The organism is Burkholderia sp. BCC1998 (assembly GCF_905339875.1).
GTDB lineage: Bacteria > Pseudomonadota > Gammaproteobacteria > Burkholderiales > Burkholderiaceae > Burkholderia.
Window position 1 is genome coordinate 82,400 of record NZ_CAJPHE010000005.1, and the last position, 17,652, is coordinate 100,051.

14 protein-coding genes are annotated in these 17,652 nt (G+C 69.2%); 8 read left to right on the forward strand and 6 right to left on the reverse strand.

All coding sequences use genetic code 11. The features are described from left to right. Positions 1-23: 23 nt before the first annotated feature. The gene (locus U5A56_RS11115) at positions 24-923 is read right to left on the reverse strand and encodes a M24 family metallopeptidase (protein WP_321922293.1); all 900 of its coding nucleotides are present in this window, start codon (positions 921-923) and stop codon (positions 24-26) included. A 499-nt stretch (positions 924-1,422) separates the two neighbouring features. On the opposite strand from U5A56_RS11115, the gene U5A56_RS11120 reads away from it, so the two are divergent. Then, positions 1,423-2,700: a haloacid dehalogenase-like hydrolase gene (locus tag U5A56_RS11120; RefSeq protein ID WP_044846880.1), complete on the forward strand. Its 1,278-nt coding sequence runs from the start codon at positions 1,423-1,425 to the stop codon at positions 2,698-2,700. A gap of 119 nt (positions 2,701-2,819) precedes the next feature. Here U5A56_RS11120 and U5A56_RS11125 read toward each other — a convergent pair whose 3' ends face one another. The 3 genes from U5A56_RS11125 to U5A56_RS11135 all read right to left on the reverse strand — a co-directional run bounded on the left by U5A56_RS11125 (position 2,820) and on the right by U5A56_RS11135 (position 6,323). Next, positions 2,820-3,593, reverse strand: coding sequence for a slipin family protein (locus U5A56_RS11125; RefSeq protein WP_124485280.1), 774 nt, complete (start codon positions 3,591-3,593; stop codon positions 2,820-2,822). Beyond that, the gene (locus tag U5A56_RS11130; RefSeq protein ID WP_321922296.1) at positions 3,590-5,167 is read right to left on the reverse strand and encodes a nodulation protein NfeD; all 1,578 of its coding nucleotides are present in this window, start codon (positions 5,165-5,167) and stop codon (positions 3,590-3,592) included. Before U5A56_RS11130 ends, U5A56_RS11125 begins: the two co-directional genes overlap by 4 nt. Positions 5,168-5,288: 121 nt before the next feature. Then, positions 5,289-6,323, reverse strand: coding sequence for an AraC family transcriptional regulator (locus U5A56_RS11135; RefSeq protein ID WP_321922297.1), 1,035 nt, complete (start codon positions 6,321-6,323; stop codon positions 5,289-5,291). A gap of 137 nt (positions 6,324-6,460) precedes the next feature. Between U5A56_RS11135 and U5A56_RS11140 the strand changes: the two genes are divergently transcribed. From U5A56_RS11140 to U5A56_RS11165, 6 genes are all read left to right on the forward strand, one after another. Further along, the gene (locus U5A56_RS11140; RefSeq protein WP_044846910.1) at positions 6,461-7,594 is read left to right on the forward strand and encodes an acyl-CoA dehydrogenase family protein; all 1,134 of its coding nucleotides are present in this window, start codon (positions 6,461-6,463) and stop codon (positions 7,592-7,594) included. Between the two features lie 300 nt (positions 7,595-7,894). Beyond that, on the forward strand, positions 7,895-9,601 hold the full coding sequence (locus U5A56_RS11145; RefSeq protein ID WP_321811336.1) for an AMP-binding protein: 1,707 nt from the start codon (positions 7,895-7,897) through the stop codon (positions 9,599-9,601). Positions 9,602-9,715: 114 nt separating this feature from the next. After that, a complete protein-coding gene (locus tag U5A56_RS11150) occupies positions 9,716-11,245 on the forward strand; it encodes a CoA-acylating methylmalonate-semialdehyde dehydrogenase (protein WP_124667451.1) in 1,530 nt (509 codons plus the stop codon). 18 nt (positions 11,246-11,263) lie between these two features. Beyond that, positions 11,264-12,166 carry a 3-hydroxyisobutyrate dehydrogenase gene (gene mmsB, locus U5A56_RS11155; protein ID WP_044846886.1) on the forward strand — a complete coding sequence of 301 codons (903 nt, stop codon included), beginning with the start codon at positions 11,264-11,266 and terminating at the stop codon, positions 12,164-12,166. Next, positions 12,163-12,954 (forward strand): enoyl-CoA hydratase, encoded by a 792-nt coding sequence (locus tag U5A56_RS11160; RefSeq protein ID WP_321922301.1) that lies wholly within the window; start codon positions 12,163-12,165, stop codon positions 12,952-12,954. Before mmsB ends, U5A56_RS11160 begins: the two co-directional genes overlap by 4 nt. Then, positions 12,951-14,090 (forward strand): enoyl-CoA hydratase/isomerase family protein, encoded by a 1,140-nt coding sequence (locus U5A56_RS11165; protein ID WP_044846888.1) that lies wholly within the window; start codon positions 12,951-12,953, stop codon positions 14,088-14,090. Before U5A56_RS11160 ends, U5A56_RS11165 begins: the two co-directional genes overlap by 4 nt. Positions 14,091-14,132: 42 nt before the next feature. On the opposite strand, the gene U5A56_RS11170 is transcribed toward U5A56_RS11165, so the two are convergent. Next, complete coding sequence (locus U5A56_RS11170; RefSeq protein WP_044846889.1) at positions 14,133-15,068, reverse strand: LysR family transcriptional regulator; 936 nt, start codon at positions 15,066-15,068, stop codon at positions 14,133-14,135. A gap of 188 nt (positions 15,069-15,256) precedes the next feature. Here U5A56_RS11170 and U5A56_RS11175 point away from each other — a divergent pair, with 188 nt between their 5' ends. Continuing rightward, the gene (locus tag U5A56_RS11175; protein WP_321922303.1) at positions 15,257-16,795 is read left to right on the forward strand and encodes an MFS transporter; all 1,539 of its coding nucleotides are present in this window, start codon (positions 15,257-15,259) and stop codon (positions 16,793-16,795) included. Between the two features lie 176 nt (positions 16,796-16,971). Here the strand turns inward: U5A56_RS11175 and U5A56_RS11180 are convergent, their stop codons facing one another. Beyond that, the gene (locus U5A56_RS11180) at positions 16,972-17,553 is read right to left on the reverse strand and encodes an HD domain-containing protein (protein ID WP_124485288.1); all 582 of its coding nucleotides are present in this window, start codon (positions 17,551-17,553) and stop codon (positions 16,972-16,974) included. Positions 17,554-17,652 lie beyond the last annotated feature (99 nt).

Below are 17,652 nucleotides of genomic sequence, written 5' to 3' on the forward strand. Positions count from 1 at the left end.
GAGGAAGGCGCAACGCGTGTGTGTCAGGCGGCGGCCTGCACGGCCGCGACGGCCGGCGCGCGTTCGGCCTGGCGGCGCTGCCAGCGGCGCACGTGCGGCAGGTCGTCGTCGAGCCAGTACGCGTCGTCGTCGGTGATCACCAGCAGTTCCTCGAATTTCGCGCCGACGCCGGCGAAGCCGAGATGCGGCTCCACGGCCCACAGGCCCGGCACGGGCGCGTGCTCGGAGCGGCGGTCGATCGACCACAGCGGCGACCAGCCCTGCTGCTTCGCTGCGCGGCCCTGGTCGAGCAGCAGGTTGCGTGTCGCGTTCAGCCCGAAGCGTGCGACGAAGCGCGGCTTCGACAGCTTGTGGATCTTCGCGACGCGATGCGCGAGCACCTTGAACGGATAGGCCTTGTGGCGCGGCTCGACGCCCTGGCGACGGCATAGCGCGTCGACCGCCTGTGCGACCTCGGCCATCGGACGACGCGCCTTCACGAGCTGCACGATCAGGTCGCGATGGTCCATCAGGTCGTCCTGCAGCTGTTCGAGGATCGGGTTGTGGCCGAGGCAGTGCGCGTAGCCGACGTCCGCGACGATCCCGTCGAGCACGGGCGCGACGTCGAGGATCACCGGCATGTCGGTTTCGAGCTGGCGGTTGCTGGGGAAGAACGCGAGGTTGAAGCCGCCCATGTGCTTCAGGCCCGAGAAGCCCTGGAACGCGGTGCGGTCGCCGAACCACGCGAACGGCTTGTGCAGCCAGTCGTGCACGCCGTTGTCCTGCAGCCATTCGGTCAGCAGGCGCGCGGCTTCCTTCTCGGTGATGCCGGGGTAGAGCATCGCGCCGACGGTCTCGACGCAGCGGTATGCAAGCTGCTGGACCGCGCGGAATTGCGGCAGCTCGTCGAGGTGGACTTCCGGCAGCGGATGGTGGGCGGTCATGATGCGTCTCCGTGTGTCGGCCCGGGTTCGCGCGTCGGCGCGACGCGGGTCCGGTGCAAGGCTGGGGCGCTGATCCGGAATGCATCCGCCGGTGATCCGGCGGCGGATTATTCAGTCAGCATTCAATGTGTCATTGGTCGATGTAAAGATCATAGCGGGTTCGACGTGGCGCGGAGGTGAGGATTTCTCCTAATGAAGGCCGAAATGGAGGGGAAGCTCTAGGTTTGCGGCGGTCGGGGCGGATGGCCGTCGCTGCGCACGCATCCCGAGCGGGGCAGCCGGCCGGGGAGCGCCACGCGAGGCCGCGGCGCGGGCCTGGCATGTCGCGCTGGATCAACTCCCTGTCGTGTCGCGGCGCGACGCTGTCAAATTGCCGAAATAATTTCGTCACATCATTCGCCCCCGATTCGAAGCCTTCGCGGCTTCGCGGGGCCGGTGTGCCGCGCGTCGCGCGGGGGCAGCGACCGAAGCCGATTCGACCTTCCTACGGAGACAGACCATGCAACGCCGCAAGTTCATGAACACCCTGGCCGCGGCGACCGCTGCGACGCCGCTGATGCTCAAGGCCGGCATGGCCGGCGCGAAGAGCGCGACCGCGCCGGACGCGCTGGACCCGGGCCGCTGGTCGCCGTTCAACGCCGCGCGCCTGCAGGCGGTACTCGACCAGCACGGCGTCGCGAGCGCGCGCTACGACGGGAAGCGCCGCCCGTATGCGGTGTTCGACTGGGACAACACGTGCATCATGAACGACTGCGAAGAAGCGTTGCTGATGTACCAGATCAACCATCTGCAGTACAAGCTGACGCCGGACGAGTTCGTCGGCGTGATGTGGAAGGACGTGCCGAAGGGCGCGTTCATGAAGGACTACACGACCGTCGACGGCAAGCCGGTGACGATGGAGGATCTCGCCGCCGACGTCGAGTCCGACTACCGCTGGCTCTACGCGAACTACAAGGGTTTCGGCGGCGACAAGAGCCTCGACGAGATTCGCGAGACCGACCAGTTCAAGGATTTTCGCGCGAAGCTGTACTTCATGTACGACGCGATCTGCGATACGCATCCGCTCGAAGTCGGCTACAAGTGGATCATCTACTTCTACAAGAACATGACGACCGCCGAGCTCCAGGCGATGGCGGAAGCGTCGAACAACTACGGGATCGGCGACGCGCTGCGCAAGGTCCGCTACGAAAGCCCGAAGGCGCTGCCGGGCAAGGCCGGCGTGGTGGCCGACACGCATTTCCACGGCATCCGCATTCACGAGGAAATCCGCGCGGTGATGCATACGCTGCGTGCGAACGGCATCGACGTGTACGTGAGTACCGCGTCGCTCGACGATGTCGTGCGCGTATTCGCCGGCAATCCGAACTATGGCTACGGCGTGCCGCCCGAGAACGTGATCGGCCTGCGTCTCGACATGCAGGACGGCAAGTACACGAGCACCTATCCGGCCGGCTGGCATTTCAACTGGGGGCCCGGCAAGACGGTGGGCATCCGCAACGTCCTCGCGTCGAAGAAGGGCTACGGCCCGCTGCTGGTGTTCGGCGACAGCGACGGCGACGCGTGGATGCTGCGCGACTTCAAGGACACCGCGGCCGGCGTGATCGTCAACCGGATGAAGAAGGGCGAGATCGGCGCGGACAGCAAGCTCGCGGCCGAGCAGATCGGCAAGCCGGACGCGCGCTTCCTGCTGCAGGGCCGCGACGAGCACACGGGGCTGATGATCCCGGACGAGAAGTCGATCAAGTACGGCAAGACCGACCGCAAGCTGCTGGCCTGACGCGGGCCGGGCGCCGGGCATCCGGCATCCGGCTTCCGGCCGCGGCGGCCCCGCGCCCGAGCGTCGCCCGTCGGCATCGGCCGCGGCCGCGGCGTCGCTCGGGCCGGCGCCCGCCCGTCTCACTGCTCGCGCGGCGGCCTCAATCGCTCCAGCAACGCCCCCAGCAGATCCACCGGCAGCGGAAACACGATCGTCGAATTCTTGTCCGCCGCGATCGTCGTCAGCGTCTGCAGGTAGCGCAGCTGCATCGCCTGCGGCTGCAGCGCGAGCCGCTGCGCGGCCTGCAGCAGCTTCTCCGACGCCTGCAGTTCGCCTTCCGCATGGATCACCTTCGCGCGCCGCTCGCGTTCGGCCTCGGCCTGCCGCGCGATCGCGCGGATCATCGTCTCGTTCAGGTCGACGTGCTTGATCTCGACCGTCGACACCTTGATGCCCCACGCATCGGTCTGCGCGTCGAGCGTTTTCTGGATGTCGGCATTCAACTGCTCGCGTTCGGCGAGCAACGCGTCGAGTTCGTGCTTGCCGAGCACCGCGCGCAGCGTCGTCTGCGCGAGCTGGCTCGTCGCCTCGAAGAAGCGCGCGACCTGGATCACGGCCTTCTCCGGATCGACGACGCGGAAATACACGACCGCATTGACCTTCACCGACACGTTGTCGCGCGTGATCACGTCCTGCGCGGGCACGTCGAACACGACGGTGCGCAGGTCGATCCGCACGACCTGCTGGACGATCGGGATGATCAGCACGAGCCCCGGCCCCTTCACCTTCCAGAACCGGCCGAGCATGAAGACGACGCCGCGCTCGTACTCGCGGAAGATGCGGATCGACGATGCGACGAGCACCACGATGAAGACGATCAGGACGCTGCTGAAGCCAAACGTGTAGCCCATCATGACGGTGCTCCCTGGTGTTGTTGTTCGTGTGCCGGCACGTCGTAGAGCGGTGCGACGGTGAGCGTCAGCCCGTGGCGGCCGGTCACGCGCACGCGGCAACCGGCGGCCAGCGGCGTGCTGCTCGCCACGCGCCAGCGCTCGCCGTGCACGCGCGCCCAGCCCGCCGCCGACGGTGCGGCGCCGGCCGCGCCCTGCGGCTGGTCGGCATGCAGGCCGTCGTCGAGCACTTCGCCGATGCTGCCGACCATCGCCTCGGCGCCCGTCACCACCGGCCGCCGCCGCGCGCGCAGCGCGACGCTCGACACGACGGCGACGAGCAGCCCGCCGCCGGCCGCGAGGCCCACGATCACCGGCCACGGAATGCCGTAGCCGGGCACGTCGGTGTCGATCAGCATCAGCGCGCCGATCGTGAAGGCGACGATCCCGCCGAATCCGAGCACGCCGAAGGTCGGCAGGAACGCCTCGGCGACGAGGCAGCCGAGCCCGAGCAGCACGAGCCCGAGCCCCGCATAGCTGACCGGCAGCAACTGCATCGCGAACAGCCCGATCAGCAGGCAGATGGTGCCGGCGACGCCCGGCAGCACGAAGCCGGGATTCGCGAACTCGAAGAACAGCCCGTAGATGCCGATCGTCAGCAGGATCAGCGCGACGTTCGGATCGGTGATGATCGACAGGAAGCGGCTGCGCCAGTCGGGCGCCAGCACGACGAGCGGCGCATGCGCGGTCGCGAGGTGCAGCGTGCCGGCGGTCGTCGTCACGGTGCGGCCGTCGAGCTGGCGCGCGAGGTCGGCCGGGTCCTGCGCGACCAGGTCGACGACATGCTGCGCGCGCGCCTCCGTTGCCGACAGGCTCAACGCCTCGCGCACCGCGCGCTCGGCCCACTCGGCATTGCGTCCGCGCAATTGCGCGAGGCCGCGGATGTACGCGGCGGCGTCCTGGGTCGCCTTGCGGATCTCGGTCGACTGCGTGTCGTTCGGCAACTCGGCTGGCGTTGCGGATGCGCCGGACGCGCCGGACGCGCCGGACGCGCCGGCCGGCGACGGCTTCGTCGCACCTGGCGCTCCCGGCGCGCCACCGCCGATGCCGAACTGCACCGGCGATGCCGCGCCGAGATTGGTGCCGGGCGCCATCGCGGCAATGTGGCTCGCGTAGACGATATAGGTGCCGGCGCTCGCGGCCCGTGCGCCACCCGGCGCGACGAACGCGGCGACCGGCACCGGCGAGCCGAGGATCGCCTTGATGATCAGCCGCATCGACGTGTCGAGCCCGCCGGGCGTATCGAGTTGCAGGATCGCGAGCGGCGCGTGCTCGTGCGCCGCGCGCTCGAGCGAGCGGACGATGAAGTCGGCGCTGGCCGGCCCGATCGCGCCGTTGACCGGAATCACGACGACCGGCGGTGCGGCGACGGGTGCGGTGGCGGGCCGGGTAGCGGGGGGCGGCGCGGCAACCGCCGCGCACACGACGAGCAGCGCCGCGAACAGCGCGGCGCGCGCGACCCGCGCGGACAGCGGGTGACGGGGGCGGGCGCCGGGCGATGCAGGCGCCGGCGGCGGCCCATGACGGTGAATGTGCATCGGGGCGTCCGGGCGGCGCGCGGCCGCACGCCGTCCGGCTCGCGGAAAGGGCGTTGGCCCGATATTTGAAGATTAGGCGGTTTCGGCGGAAAGCGCGAAGGCGGTGCCGCCGGCCGCGCACTCAGCCGGCGGCGCTGCCCCGCGCGAGCGCTTCTTCCCGGTACTGGGCCGGGCTGCGCCCGCTCCATTTGCGAAACGCGCGGTAGAACGCGCTCGGTTCCGCGAAACCGGCGGCGGCCGCGACGTCGGCGATGGTCCGCGCCGGATCGGCCAGCGCCTCGAACGCGAGGTCGCGCCGCAGCGTGTCCTTGATCGACTGGTACGCGTGGCCTTCCTGGTGCAGCTTGCGGCGCAGCGTCGCCTCGGCCACGTGCAGCCGCGCGGCCATCCCGCCGGCGCCGGGCCACGCGGCGGGCGGCATCCCGCGCAGCACCGTGCGCACGCGCTGCGCGAGCGCGTTCGGGTTGCGGTACTTCACGATGAAGCTGGCCGGCGCGTTGCGCAGGAAGGTCTTCAGCGTCTTCGCGTTCTGCACGACCGGCAGCGTCGCGAATTCGGGATCGAAATCGACATACGAATCGGGCTGGTTGAAGCGCATGTCGTCGCACAGCATCGACGGGTATTCATGGTCGGCCGGCGGCGTGTCGCAGCGGAAGCTCGCGTGCAGCAGCGGGATGCGTCGCCCGATCAGCCAGCAGGTGAGCCCGTACACGATGATGAAATAGGTCGCGTACGTAAACATCGCGGGCGCCGCGGCGCTATTGCGGTGCACGAAGCGCAGCCGCACGCGCTGCGGGTTCGCGTCGAGCTCCGCGTGCAGGTCGTCGAGCACGCAGTGCATGAAATTCACCGCGCGCGCCATCGCGTGCAGCCCGTCCTGCGCGGACAGCGCGGCCTGGCTCATCGCAATGAAGCTGCCGCTGCGCATCGGGTGGCGATCCTGCCCGAAAAACTCGTCGTCGAGCGCGCGCGCAATCGCGTTCCACAGCGCGCCGTATTGCTGCGCCGACACCCGCGCGCGCGGCTGCGCGAGCAGCGCGGGCGCGATGCCGGCCTGCGCGAGCAGCGGCTCGGCCGCGACGCCGCGCCGGGTGGCGAGCGCGACGCTATAGGCGACGAGGCTGATCGCGACGGTTCCCTTCTCTTCCTGCTTCATCGAAGCCGCCGGTATGGCAAAAACGCTCAGTGTAAATGAGCGGCGCGAGCATCGAACAGTCGCGCGCGCTTGCCTACACTTGTTGCATCGAAACGAAAGGTCGGTCGCGGTACGCGGCCGCGGGAGACAGCAGCGCCATGGACGAGCTTTACACCGAAGACCAGCGGATGATCCGCGACGCTGCGCGCGCTTTTGCCACCGAGGTGCTGGCACCGAACGCCGCGCAGTGGGACCACGACGCGCACTTGCCCGACGCCGTCGTCGCGCAGCTCGGCGAACTCGGCCTGCTCGGGATGATCGTGCCGCAGGAGCTGGGCGGCGCGTATACGGATTACGTCGCCTATGCGCTGGCGATGGAAGAAATCGCGGCGGGCGACGCCGCCTGCGCGACGATGATGAGCGTGCACAACTCGGTCGGCTGCGGGCCGATCCTCGGCTTCGGCACGCCCGCGCAGAAGGATCGCTGGCTGGCCGAGATGGCGGCGGGCCGCATCATCGGCGCGTTCTGCCTGACCGAGCCGCAGGCCGGCTCCGAGGCGCACAACCTGCGCACGCGGGCGGAGCTGCGCGACGGCAAGTGGGTGCTGAACGGCGCGAAGCAGTTCGTGACCAATGGCCAGCGCGCCGGCGTCGCGATCGTTTTTGCCATGACCGACCCGGAAGCCGGCAAGCGCGGCATTTCCGCGTTCCTGGTGCCGACCGACACGCCGGGCTTCATCGTCGGCAAGCCGGAGAAGAAGATGGGCATCCGCGCATCCGACACATGCCCGATCACGTTCGAGAACTGCGCGATTCCGGAAGAGAACCTGCTCGGCAATCGCGGCGAAGGGCTGAAGATCGCGCTGTCGAACCTGGAAGGCGGGCGCATCGGCATCGCCGCGCAGGCGCTCGGCATCGCGCGCGCCGCATTCGACAAGGCGCGCCGCTATGCGGGCGAGCGCGTGCAGTTCGGCAAGCCGCTCGCCGAGCACCAGGCGATCCAGCAGAAGCTCGCCGACATGGCCACCCAGATCAACGCGGCGCGCCTGCTCGTGCATCACGCGGCGAAGCTGCGCACCGCCGGGCTGCCGTGCCTGTCGGAAGCATCGCAGGCGAAGCTGTTCGCGTCCGAGATGGCCGAGCGCGTGTGCTCGGACGCGATCCAGATCCACGGCGGTTATGGCTACCTCGTCGATTACGAAGTCGAGCGTCACTATCGCGACGCGCGCATCACGCAGATTTACGAAGGCACCAGCGAAGTGCAGCGGATGGTGATCGCGCGACAGCTTTGAGTCGCGACGCGCGCGCCATCGGCAACCACGCAAACAACCAGACATACAGGCAGGCAAACAGGCAGGGCACGAGGGCAGCGCGGCAAACGCGGCACGCAACGACGTGACCGTGCGCCGCGCGATACGGAACCGGGCATTCGCTGCAGCGCGTGCCCGGTTGACCGCTGGGCATGGAGACTCGCCAGGGCATGGGACGTGAGTGAGCGCTAAAGCGCTAACTCACGTCGACCGCGCGAGGCATGGGACGCGAGTAAGCGCTAAAGCGCTAACTCACGTCGACAGGAGACAGGAGACGACACGATGACGGTACAGGCATTCCTGGACGCACGCGACTTTCTGCTGCGCCATCGCACCGACTACGAAACCGCTTACCGCGATTTCGAATGGCCGGTGCTCGATGCGTTCAACTGGGCGCTCGACTACTTCGACCCGATGGCGCGCGGCAACGACAAGCCCGCGCTGTGGATCGTCGACGCGGCAACCGGCACGGGTGACCCGTATTCGTTCGCGCAGATGTCCGAGCGCTCGTCGCGGATCGCGAACTGGCTGCGCGGCATCGGCGTCGTGCGCGGCGACCGGATCCTGCTGATGCTGCCGAACCGTGTCGAGCTGTGGGACGCGATGCTCGCCGCGATGAAGCTCGGCGCAATCGTGCTGCCCGCGACCACGCAGCTGTCGGCCGATGACGTGCGCGATCGCGTGCAGATCGGCGGCGCGAAATACGCGATCGTCGACGAGAACGAAACCGCGAAGTTCGAACAGGCCGATCTCGGCCTCGCGCAGAAGATCGTCGCCGGCGCGCCGCGCGCGGGCTGGCTCGCGATGAACGACGGCTATGCGGCGAGCGCCGCGTTCGAGCCGGACGCCGTCACGCACGCGAGCGATCCGATGCTGCTGTACTTCACGTCGGGCACGACGTCGAAGCCGAAGCTCGTCGAGCACACGCATCGCACCTATCCGGTCGGGCACCTGTCGACGATGTACTGGGTCGGCCTGCAGCCGGGCGACATCCACTGGAACATCAGCTCGCCGGGCTGGGCGAAGCATGCATGGAGCTGCTTCTTCGCGCCGTGGAATGCGCAGGCGTGCGTGTTCGCATTCAACTACGCGCGCTTCGAGCCGAAGGTCGTGCTCGATGCGCTCGTCAAATACCAGGTGACCACGCTGTGCGCGCCGCCGACCGTGTGGCGCATGCTCGTGCAGCAGCCGCTCGCGTCGTTCGACGTGAAGCTGCGCGAGATCGTCGGCGCGGGCGAGCCGCTGAATCCCGAGATCATCGAGCGCGTGAAGAAGGCGTGGGGCATCACGATTCGCGACGGCTACGGCCAGACCGAAACCACCTGCCTGATCGGCAACACGCCGGGCCAGCCGGTCGTCGCGGGCTCGATGGGGCGGCCGCTGCCCGGCTACCGGATCGCGCTGCTCGACCCGGACGGCGCGCCGGTGACCGAAGGCGAGGTCGCGCTGCCGATCGGCGCCGGCGTGACGCGCCCGGTCGGCCTGATGACCGGCTATGCGAACAATCCCGACGCGACGGCCCACGCGATGCGCGACGGCCATTACCGCACGTCGGACATCGCGATGCGCGGCGACGACGGCTACTACGTGTACATCGGCCGTGCGGACGACGTGTTCAAGTCGTCCGACTACCGGCTGAGCCCGTTCGAACTGGAAAGCGTTCTGATCGAGCATCCGGCGATCGCGGAAGCGGCCGTCGTGCCGAGCCCGGACCCGCTGCGGCTGTCGGTGCCGAAGACTTTCATCACGCTGCGCCAGGGCTACGAGGAAAGCCCCGCGCTCGCGCTGGAGATCTTCCGCTTCTCGCGCGAGAAGCTCGCGCCGTACAAGCGCATCCGCCGCCTGCAGTTCGCGGAGCTGCCGAAGACGATCTCGGGGAAGATCCGCCGCGTCGAGCTGCGCCGCCGCGAGATCGAGCGCGGCGACGATGCGACCACGCGGATGCCCGGCGAATACTGGGAAGAAGATTTCGCCGCCGAACTGAAATGACCGGCCGCGGGCCGCGCGCGCCGCGTTTTGCCGTGCGTCGCCCGTCACCGGACTGAACCGAACCGGCCGCGCGTGGCATCACGCCATGCGGCCCACTGCAAGGAGAGTGCACTGATGAACGCGAATCCGACGCCCCGCACGGGGCAAGACGTGCCGACGGTCAAGCTGCTGATCGACGGCGCCTTCGTCGAGTCCACCACGAGCGAGTGGCGCGACATCGTCAACCCGGCGACGCAGCAGGTCCTCGCGCGCGTGCCGTTCGCGACCGTCGCCGAAGTCGACGCGGCCGTGCAGGCCGCGCACGCCGCGTTTGCGACGTGGAAGAACACGCCGATCGCCGCGCGCATGCGCATCATGCTGAAGTTCCAGGATCTGGTGCGCGCGAACCTGCAGCGCATCGCGAAGACGCTGACGGCCGAGCAGGGCAAGACGCTGCCCGATGCCGAAGGCGACATCTTCCGCGGCCTCGAAGTGGTCGAGCATGCGTGCTCGATCGGCACGCTGCAGCTCGGCGAATTCGCGGAGAACGTCGCGGGCGGCGTCGACACCTACACGCTGCGCCAGCCGCTCGGCGTGTGCGCGGGCATCACGCCGTTCAACTTCCCCGCGATGATTCCGCTGTGGATGTTCCCGATGGCGATCGTATGCGGCAACACGTTCGTGCTGAAGCCGTCCGAGCAGGATCCGATGTCGACGATGCAGCTCGTCGAACTTGCGATCGAAGCCGGCGTGCCGAAGGGCGTGCTGAACGTCGTGCACGGCGGCAAGGAAGTCGTCGACGCGATCTGCACGCATCCGCTCGTGAAGGCGATCTCGTTCGTCGGTTCGACGGCGGTCGGCACGCACGTGTACAACCTCGGCAGCCAGCACGGCAAGCGCGTGCAGTCGATGATGGGCGCGAAGAACCACGCGGTGGTGCTGCCCGATGCGAATCGCGAGCAGACCCTCAACGCGCTGGTCGGCGCGGGCTTTGGCGCGGCCGGGCAGCGCTGCATGGCGACGTCGGTCGCGGTGCTGGTCGGCGAGGCGCGCGACTGGCTGCCCGATCTTGTCGCGAAGGCGAAGCTGCTGAAGGTGAACGCGGGCGCGGAAGCCGGCACCGACGTCGGCCCGGTCGTGTCGCGCGGAGCGAAGGCCCGCATCCTGTCGCTGATCGAAGCGGGCGTGAAGGAAGGCGCGAAGCTCGAGCTCGACGGCCGCGACGTGAAGGTGGCCGGTTACGAGGAGGGCAATTTCGTCGGCCCGACGATCTTCTCCGGCGTAAAGACCGACATGTCGATCTACACGCACGAGATCTTCGGTCCGGTGCTGGTCGTGCTCGAAGCCGACACGCTCGACGAAGCGATCGCGCTTGTCAACGCGAACCCGATGGGCAACGGTGTGGGCATCTTCACGCAGAGCGGCGCGGCGGCACGCAAGTTCCAGAGCGAGATCGACGTCGGCCAGGTCGGCATCAACATCCCGATCCCGGTGCCGGTGCCGTTCTTCAGCTTCACCGGTTCGCGCGGCTCGAAGCTCGGCGATCTCGGCCCGTACGGCAAGCAGGTCGTGCAGTTCTACACGCAGACCAAGACGGTCACCGCGCGCTGGTTCGACGACGACACGACGGCCGGCCCGGTGAACACGACGATCCGGCTGCATTGAGCCGCGGAGGACACGAACATGAAGATCGGTTTTATCGGACTGGGCCACATGGGGGCGCCGATGGCGCTGAACCTGTTGAAGGCCGGCCATGAAGTGCATGCGTTCGACCTGAGCGCCGACGCATTGCGCGCGCTGCAGGACGCCGGCGCGCAGGTCGCCGCATCGCCGCGCGACGCGGCATCGGGCGCGGCCTTCGTGATCACGATGCTGCCGGCCGCGCCGCACGTGCGCTCGGTGCTCGCCGGCGAGAACGGCGTGCTGGCCGGCCTCGGCGCCGGCGCGACCGTGATCGATTCGAGCACGATCGACCCGGCGAGCGCGCAGGCGTTCGGCGCGCTCGTGCGCGAGCACGGCGGCGCGTTCGTCGACGCGCCGGTGTCGGGCGGCACCGGCGGTGCAGCGGCCGGCACCTTGACCTTCATGGTCGGCGGCAGCGATGCGGATTTCGAGCGCGTGAAGCCGGTGCTCGCCGGGATGGGCAAGAACATCGTCCACTGCGGGCCGACGGGGATGGGGCAGGTCGCGAAGGTCTGCAACAACCTCGTGCTCGGCATCTCGATGGCGGCCGTGTCGGAGGCGATGTCGCTCGGCGTCGCGCTCGGCATCGACCCGAAGGTGCTGGCCGGCATCGTCAACACGTCGACGGGCCGCTGCTGGAGCTCGGACACCTACAACCCGTATCCGGGCGTGATCGACACCGCGCCGTCGTCGCGCGGCTACAGCGGCGGCTTCGGCACCGACCTGATGCTGAAGGATCTCGGCCTCGCGAACGACGCCGCGAAGCAGGCGCGCCAGCCCGTCTATCTCGGTGCGCTCGCGCAGCAGCTGTACCAGACGATGAGCAGCCGCGGCGACGGGCAGCTCGATTTCTCGGCGGTGATCCGCCTGTACCAACCGGCCACCAAGAAGGACGCCTCATGATCGAACTGGACTACGTCGACGACGGCGCGATCGCGTGCGCGACGCTCAAGCGTCCGCCCGCGAACGCCTTCACCGCCGACGGCCTGCAGCAGCTGCAGGCCACCGTCGCCGAATTGAATGCGAACCCGCGCGTGCGCGCGCTGGTGATCACCGGCGACGGCCCGAAGTTCTTCAGCGCGGGCGCGGACCTGAACACGTTCGCCGACGGCGATCGCGCGGTCGCGCGCGCGATGGCCGCGCGTTTCGGCGCGGCATTCGAGGCGCTGCACGACGCGCGCGTCGTGACGATCGCGGCGATCAACGGCTATGCGATGGGCGGCGGCCTCGAATGCGCGCTCGCGTGCGACCTGCGGATCGCCGAGACGCACGCGCAGATGGCGCTGCCCGAGCCGTCGGTCGGCCTGCTGCCGTGCGGGCTCGGCACGCAGACGCTGCCCTGGCTCGTCGGTGAAGGCTGGGCGAAGAAGATCATCCTGGCCGGCACGCGCGTCGACGCGGCGACGGCCCTCAGGATCGGCCTCGTCGAGGACGTGGTCGAAAGCGGCGCGGCCCGCGATGCGGCGCTGGCGCTCGCACGCAACGTCGCGCGGCAGAGCCCGCATGCGGTCGCCTACAGCAAGGAGCTGATCGGCCTCGCGCGCCGCGGCGTGCCGCGCGGCGCGGCGCTCGCGGTCGAGCGCGAGCGCTTCGTCGACCTGTTCGACACGAGCGATCCGCGCGAGGGCGTGGCCGCGTTTCTCGGCAAGCGCGCGCCGCAATGGCACACAGATGGGGAGCCGCAACGATGAGCACGCCGGTGACGACTCATGACAGCTTCGCGCAACCCGCGCCGGAGGTGCTGTTTCGCGTGGTGAACCGCGTGGCGCTCATTACGCTGAACCGGCCGGCCGCGCTCAATGCGTTGTCCTATTCGATGATCGGCGAGCTGGCCGCGCTGCTCGAACGTTGTCGCACCGACGACCAGATCGTCGCGGTCGTGCTGCGCGGCGCGGGCGAGAAGGGCTTCTGCGCGGGCGGCGACGTGCGCGCGCTCTTCCGAATGGTCGCGCAGCGCGAGACCTGGCTGCCGTTCTTCGTCGACGAATACCGGCTCGACTACGCGATCCACACGTTCCCGAAGCCGGTGGTCGCGCTGATGGACGGCGTGACGATGGGCGGCGGAATGGGGCTCGCGCAAGGCGCGGCGCTGCGCGTCGCGACCGAGCGCAGCAAGATCGCGATGCCCGAGACGCGCATCGGCCTCGTGCCCGACGTCGGCGCGACGCATTTCCTGTCGCGCATGCCGGTCGAGCTCGAGCTGTACGTGGGGCTGACGGGCGCGATGCTGTCGGGCGCCGACGCGCTGAGCGCGAAACTCGCGGATCTGTGCGTGCCGTCGGCGTGGCTCGATACGTTCGAGACGCGCATCGACAGCATCAAATGGGACGGCGACGTGCTGCCGGCGCTGCGCAAGGTGTTCGAGCCGCCGTGCAACGTCGTGCCGCATGCGGCGCTCGATACGCAGATGGCGTGGATCGTCCGTCACTTCGACAAGCGCTCGACCGTCGAGCGGATCGTCGCGACGCTCACGCAGGAGCTCGCGCGCGACGAGCTGTCGCGCGAGCATCGTCAATGGCTGCAGGCGACGCTCGATGCACTCGCCGGCCATTCGCCGACGATGCTGTGCGTGACGCGCGAAGCGCTGCTGCGCGGACGGCAGATGACGCTCGCCGAATCGTTCCGGATGGAGCTCGGCATCGTCGCGCGCGCGATCGAGGAGGGCGACTTCTGCGAAGGCGTGCGCGCGCATCTCGTCGACAAGGATCGCAAGCCGCGCTGGGCGCCGGCGTCGCTCGTCGAGCTGCGCGCCGAGCGCGTGCGGCATTTCCTGACGTCGCCGTGGAAGCTGTTCGCCCATCCGCTCGCCGATCTCGGCGCGGCGTGAGCGCCGCGTGACGGCCCGGCGCGCCCGTGCGGCGCGTCGGTTTCAACCGGTTTTCTTGAGGCTCGCGGGCTCCGGCCGCTCGATCATCGGCGGCACCGCCTGCACGAGCGCGTCGATCACGCAGCGCGTCTTGCGCGGCAGGTAGCGCGTTTTCGGCCAGATCGCGTGAATGTCGCCTTCGCATACGAAGCAGCGATCGAGCACGACGACCATCTCGCCGCGCTTCACGTAATGATCGAGCAGCCAGCTCGGCAGCCACGCGATCCCGAACCCCGATGCGCCGGCCGCCGCGATCGCCTGCACGTCGTCGAAGCTGAGCTGGTGCGGCATGTCGATGCGCACCGTCGAGCCGTCCGGCGCGCGCAGGTCCCACGGCTGCGCGACGCCCGAGCGTGAGTACGCGATCGTCCGGTGGTTCCTCAGATCGTCGAGCGATTGCGGCATCCCGTAGCGCGCGAGATACGACGGCGCGGCGCCGAGGCTCCCGTATTGCGTGCCGAGCCGCCGCACCGCGAGGCTCGTGCTGTCCGCGAGCGAACCGATCCGCACCGCGAGGTCGATGCCTTCCTCGACCAGGTCGACGAAGCGGTCGGTGATCGACACGTCGATCCGCAGGTGCGGATAGGTGCGCGCGAGATCGAGCACGATCGGCGTCACGCAGTGATGCCCGAACGCGAGCGGCACGCTCAGCCGCAGCTTGCCGCGCGCTTCGTTGCGGCCGCAATCGAGATCGGCTTCGGCCGCTTCCAGCTCCGCCAGCGCGCGCACGCAGCGGTCGTAGTACGCCTGGCCGTCGTCGGTCAGGCTCTGGCTGCGCGTCGTGCGCTGCAGCAGCCGCGCGCCGAGCCGCTTCTCGAGCCGCGCGATTGCCTTGCCGACCGCCGAGCGCGTCATGTCGAGCCGTTCCGCGGCGAGCGCGAAGCTGCCGGATTCCACGACCTGGACGAAGGTCGTTACGCCGTCGAGTTTGTCGGTCATGGCGGGGCGTGCTGGGGTTGCCCTGATTGCGTCCTGTGATTCCCGAGTCCGGGGAAATGGACGCATCAATGGGGAGGGAAATTCTCACTATAGTACCGATTCCCGCCCAGCGTGCGTTGCCGGCCGCACGCGGCGCATCCTTCTCACCTGGAGGCGCACGGCCTGTCGAGGGCCGTCGCGCAATACGCATGACCCTATCCGACTCCCGCAGGAATGCGGTCGCGCTGGCGGCCGTCTGTCTCACGTCGCTGATGTTCGGCCTCGAGATCTCGAGCGTGCCGGTGATCCTGCCGACGCTCGAACGCGTGCTGCACGGCGACTTCAACGGCATGCAGTGGATCATGAACGCGTACACGATCGCGTGCACGACGGTGCTGATGGCGGCCGGCACGCTCGCCGACCGGTTCGGCCGCAAGCGCGTGTACGTGATCGGCACCGTGCTGTTCGGCGCGACGTCGCTGCTGTGCGGGCTCGCGCCGAACGTGCCGGTGCTGGTCGCGGGCCGGCTGCTGCAGGGCGCGAGCGGCGGCGCGATGCTGATCTGCCAGATCGCGGTGCTGTCGCACCAGTTCCGCGAAGGGCGCGAGCGTGGCCGCGCGTTCGGGATTTGGGGCATCGTGTTCGGGATCGGCCTCGGCTTCGGGCCGATCGTCGGCGGCGCGATCGTCGCGGCGGCAAGCTGGCCGTGGGTGTTTCTCGTCCATGCGCCGCTCGCGGCCGTCGCGCTCGTGCTGATCGGCGGCGCGGTGCAGGAGTCGCGCGATCCGCATGCGGGCACGCTCGACGTCGCGGGCATCGTCACGCTGTCGCTCGCGGTGCTCGGTCTCGCGTTCTACATTACCCAGAGCGCGGAATTGGGGCTCACGAGTGCGGCCGGCCTCGGCGTGCTCGGCGCGACCGTGCTCGCGCTGGCCGGCTTCTTCGTCGCGGAGCGCACGAGCGCGCGGCCGATGTTCGACTTCTCCGTGTTCCGGATTCGCGCGTTCACCGGCGCGATCTTCGGCTCGATGGGGATGAACTTCAGCTTCTGGCCGTTCATGATCTACCTGCCGATCTGGTTCCAGGTCGCGCTCGGCTACGACAGCGTGACGGCCGGCCTCGCGCTGCTCGCGTACACGCTGCCGACGCTGGTCGCGCCGCCGTTCGGCGAGCGGCTCGCGCTGCGCTACGGGCCAGGCGTCGTGATTCCGGGCGGCCTGTTCACGATCGCGGCCGGCTTCGCGCTGATGCGGATCGGCAGTGGCGTCGAACACGCGAGCTGGCTCACGATGCTGCCCGGCTGCGTGATCGCCGGCATCGGGCTCGGGCTCACCAACACGCCGGTCACGAACACGACGACGGGCGCGGTGCCGAGTTCGCGGGCCGGGATGGCGTCGGGCATCGACATGAGCGCGCGGATGATCTCGCTTGCGCTGAACATCGCGACGATGGGCTTCGTGCTGGTCGCGGGGATCGTCGCGAGCCTGAAGGCCGGCGTCGCGGGAGCGGTCGATCCGGAGGCGCTGCGCGCGCTGGCGCAGCAGATCGCGTCGGGCCGCACCGACGGGCTGCAGGCGATCGCGCCGGCGCTCGCCAAGGCCGACCCGAGCGGTGCGGCGCTGCACGCGGCGCTCGTGCACGGCTTCGGCTGGGTGATGGTGTACGGCGCGGCCGGCGCGGCCGTGCTCGCGACGGCAAGTGCGGTGGCGTTCGCGCCGGCACGGCGTAGGGCGACGGTGTGTGAATGACGCGTGCGCCGCGCGTCGGGTGACGCGTCGCTGCCGTGACGCGGCAACGAGCGCCATCATCGGCCGGTCGCGTTCCTCGCCGGGCGCGGGCATCGCGCCGATTCCCGTCCGTGCAGGTGCGTGCGCATCTTGTGCGATTGCCGCACGCGGTGTGGTGCGCGGCTGGTTCCGCGCGCTTACGCGCCGTCGCCGCGTGTGTCGATCCTGCGTTGCGTGTCCGCGTCGACGATCGCACGGATCGCGTTGAACAGCGGTGCCGCGTCGGTGTAGCGCCGGCCGTAGCCGAGATTGAACGCGTAGTCGAAGTCCGGCGGATTGCTGCCCTGGTTGTGCTGCAGGATCGTCTCGAGCTTGTCGAGTGCCTTCGCGGCGCGCGCTTCCGGTGATGCCGCCGCCTCGTATTCGTCCCACAGTGCGACGATCTCGTCGCGCAGCGCGCGATCGAGCCCGGCCGTCAGCGTCAGCAGGTCGTCGCGTTCGTGCGTGCTCTTGTCCGGATGCGCGGCCTGCTCGATCGCGGGGATGTCGCCGTGCAGCGCTTCGCCGAGATCGTGGACGACGCACAGTTTCAGCAGCTTCGTCGTGTCGACGTCGGGCAGCGCGTCGGCGAACACGAGCGCCATCAGGCACAGCCGCCAGCTGTGCTCGGCCGTGCTTTCGGCGCGCCCGCTCGACGTGTGGCCGCTGCGCAGCACGTCTTTCAGGCGTTCGGCTTCGCGCAGGAAATCGAGCCGCGCGTGGATCGTGTCGAGGTTCATGGCCGGTGGGAATGCTTGAATCGTGCCGTCTAGCGTACGCCGTGCGGCCGCGCTGCGTCCACGCATGAAATATGCGCGCCGCGCTCGTACCCCGCGACC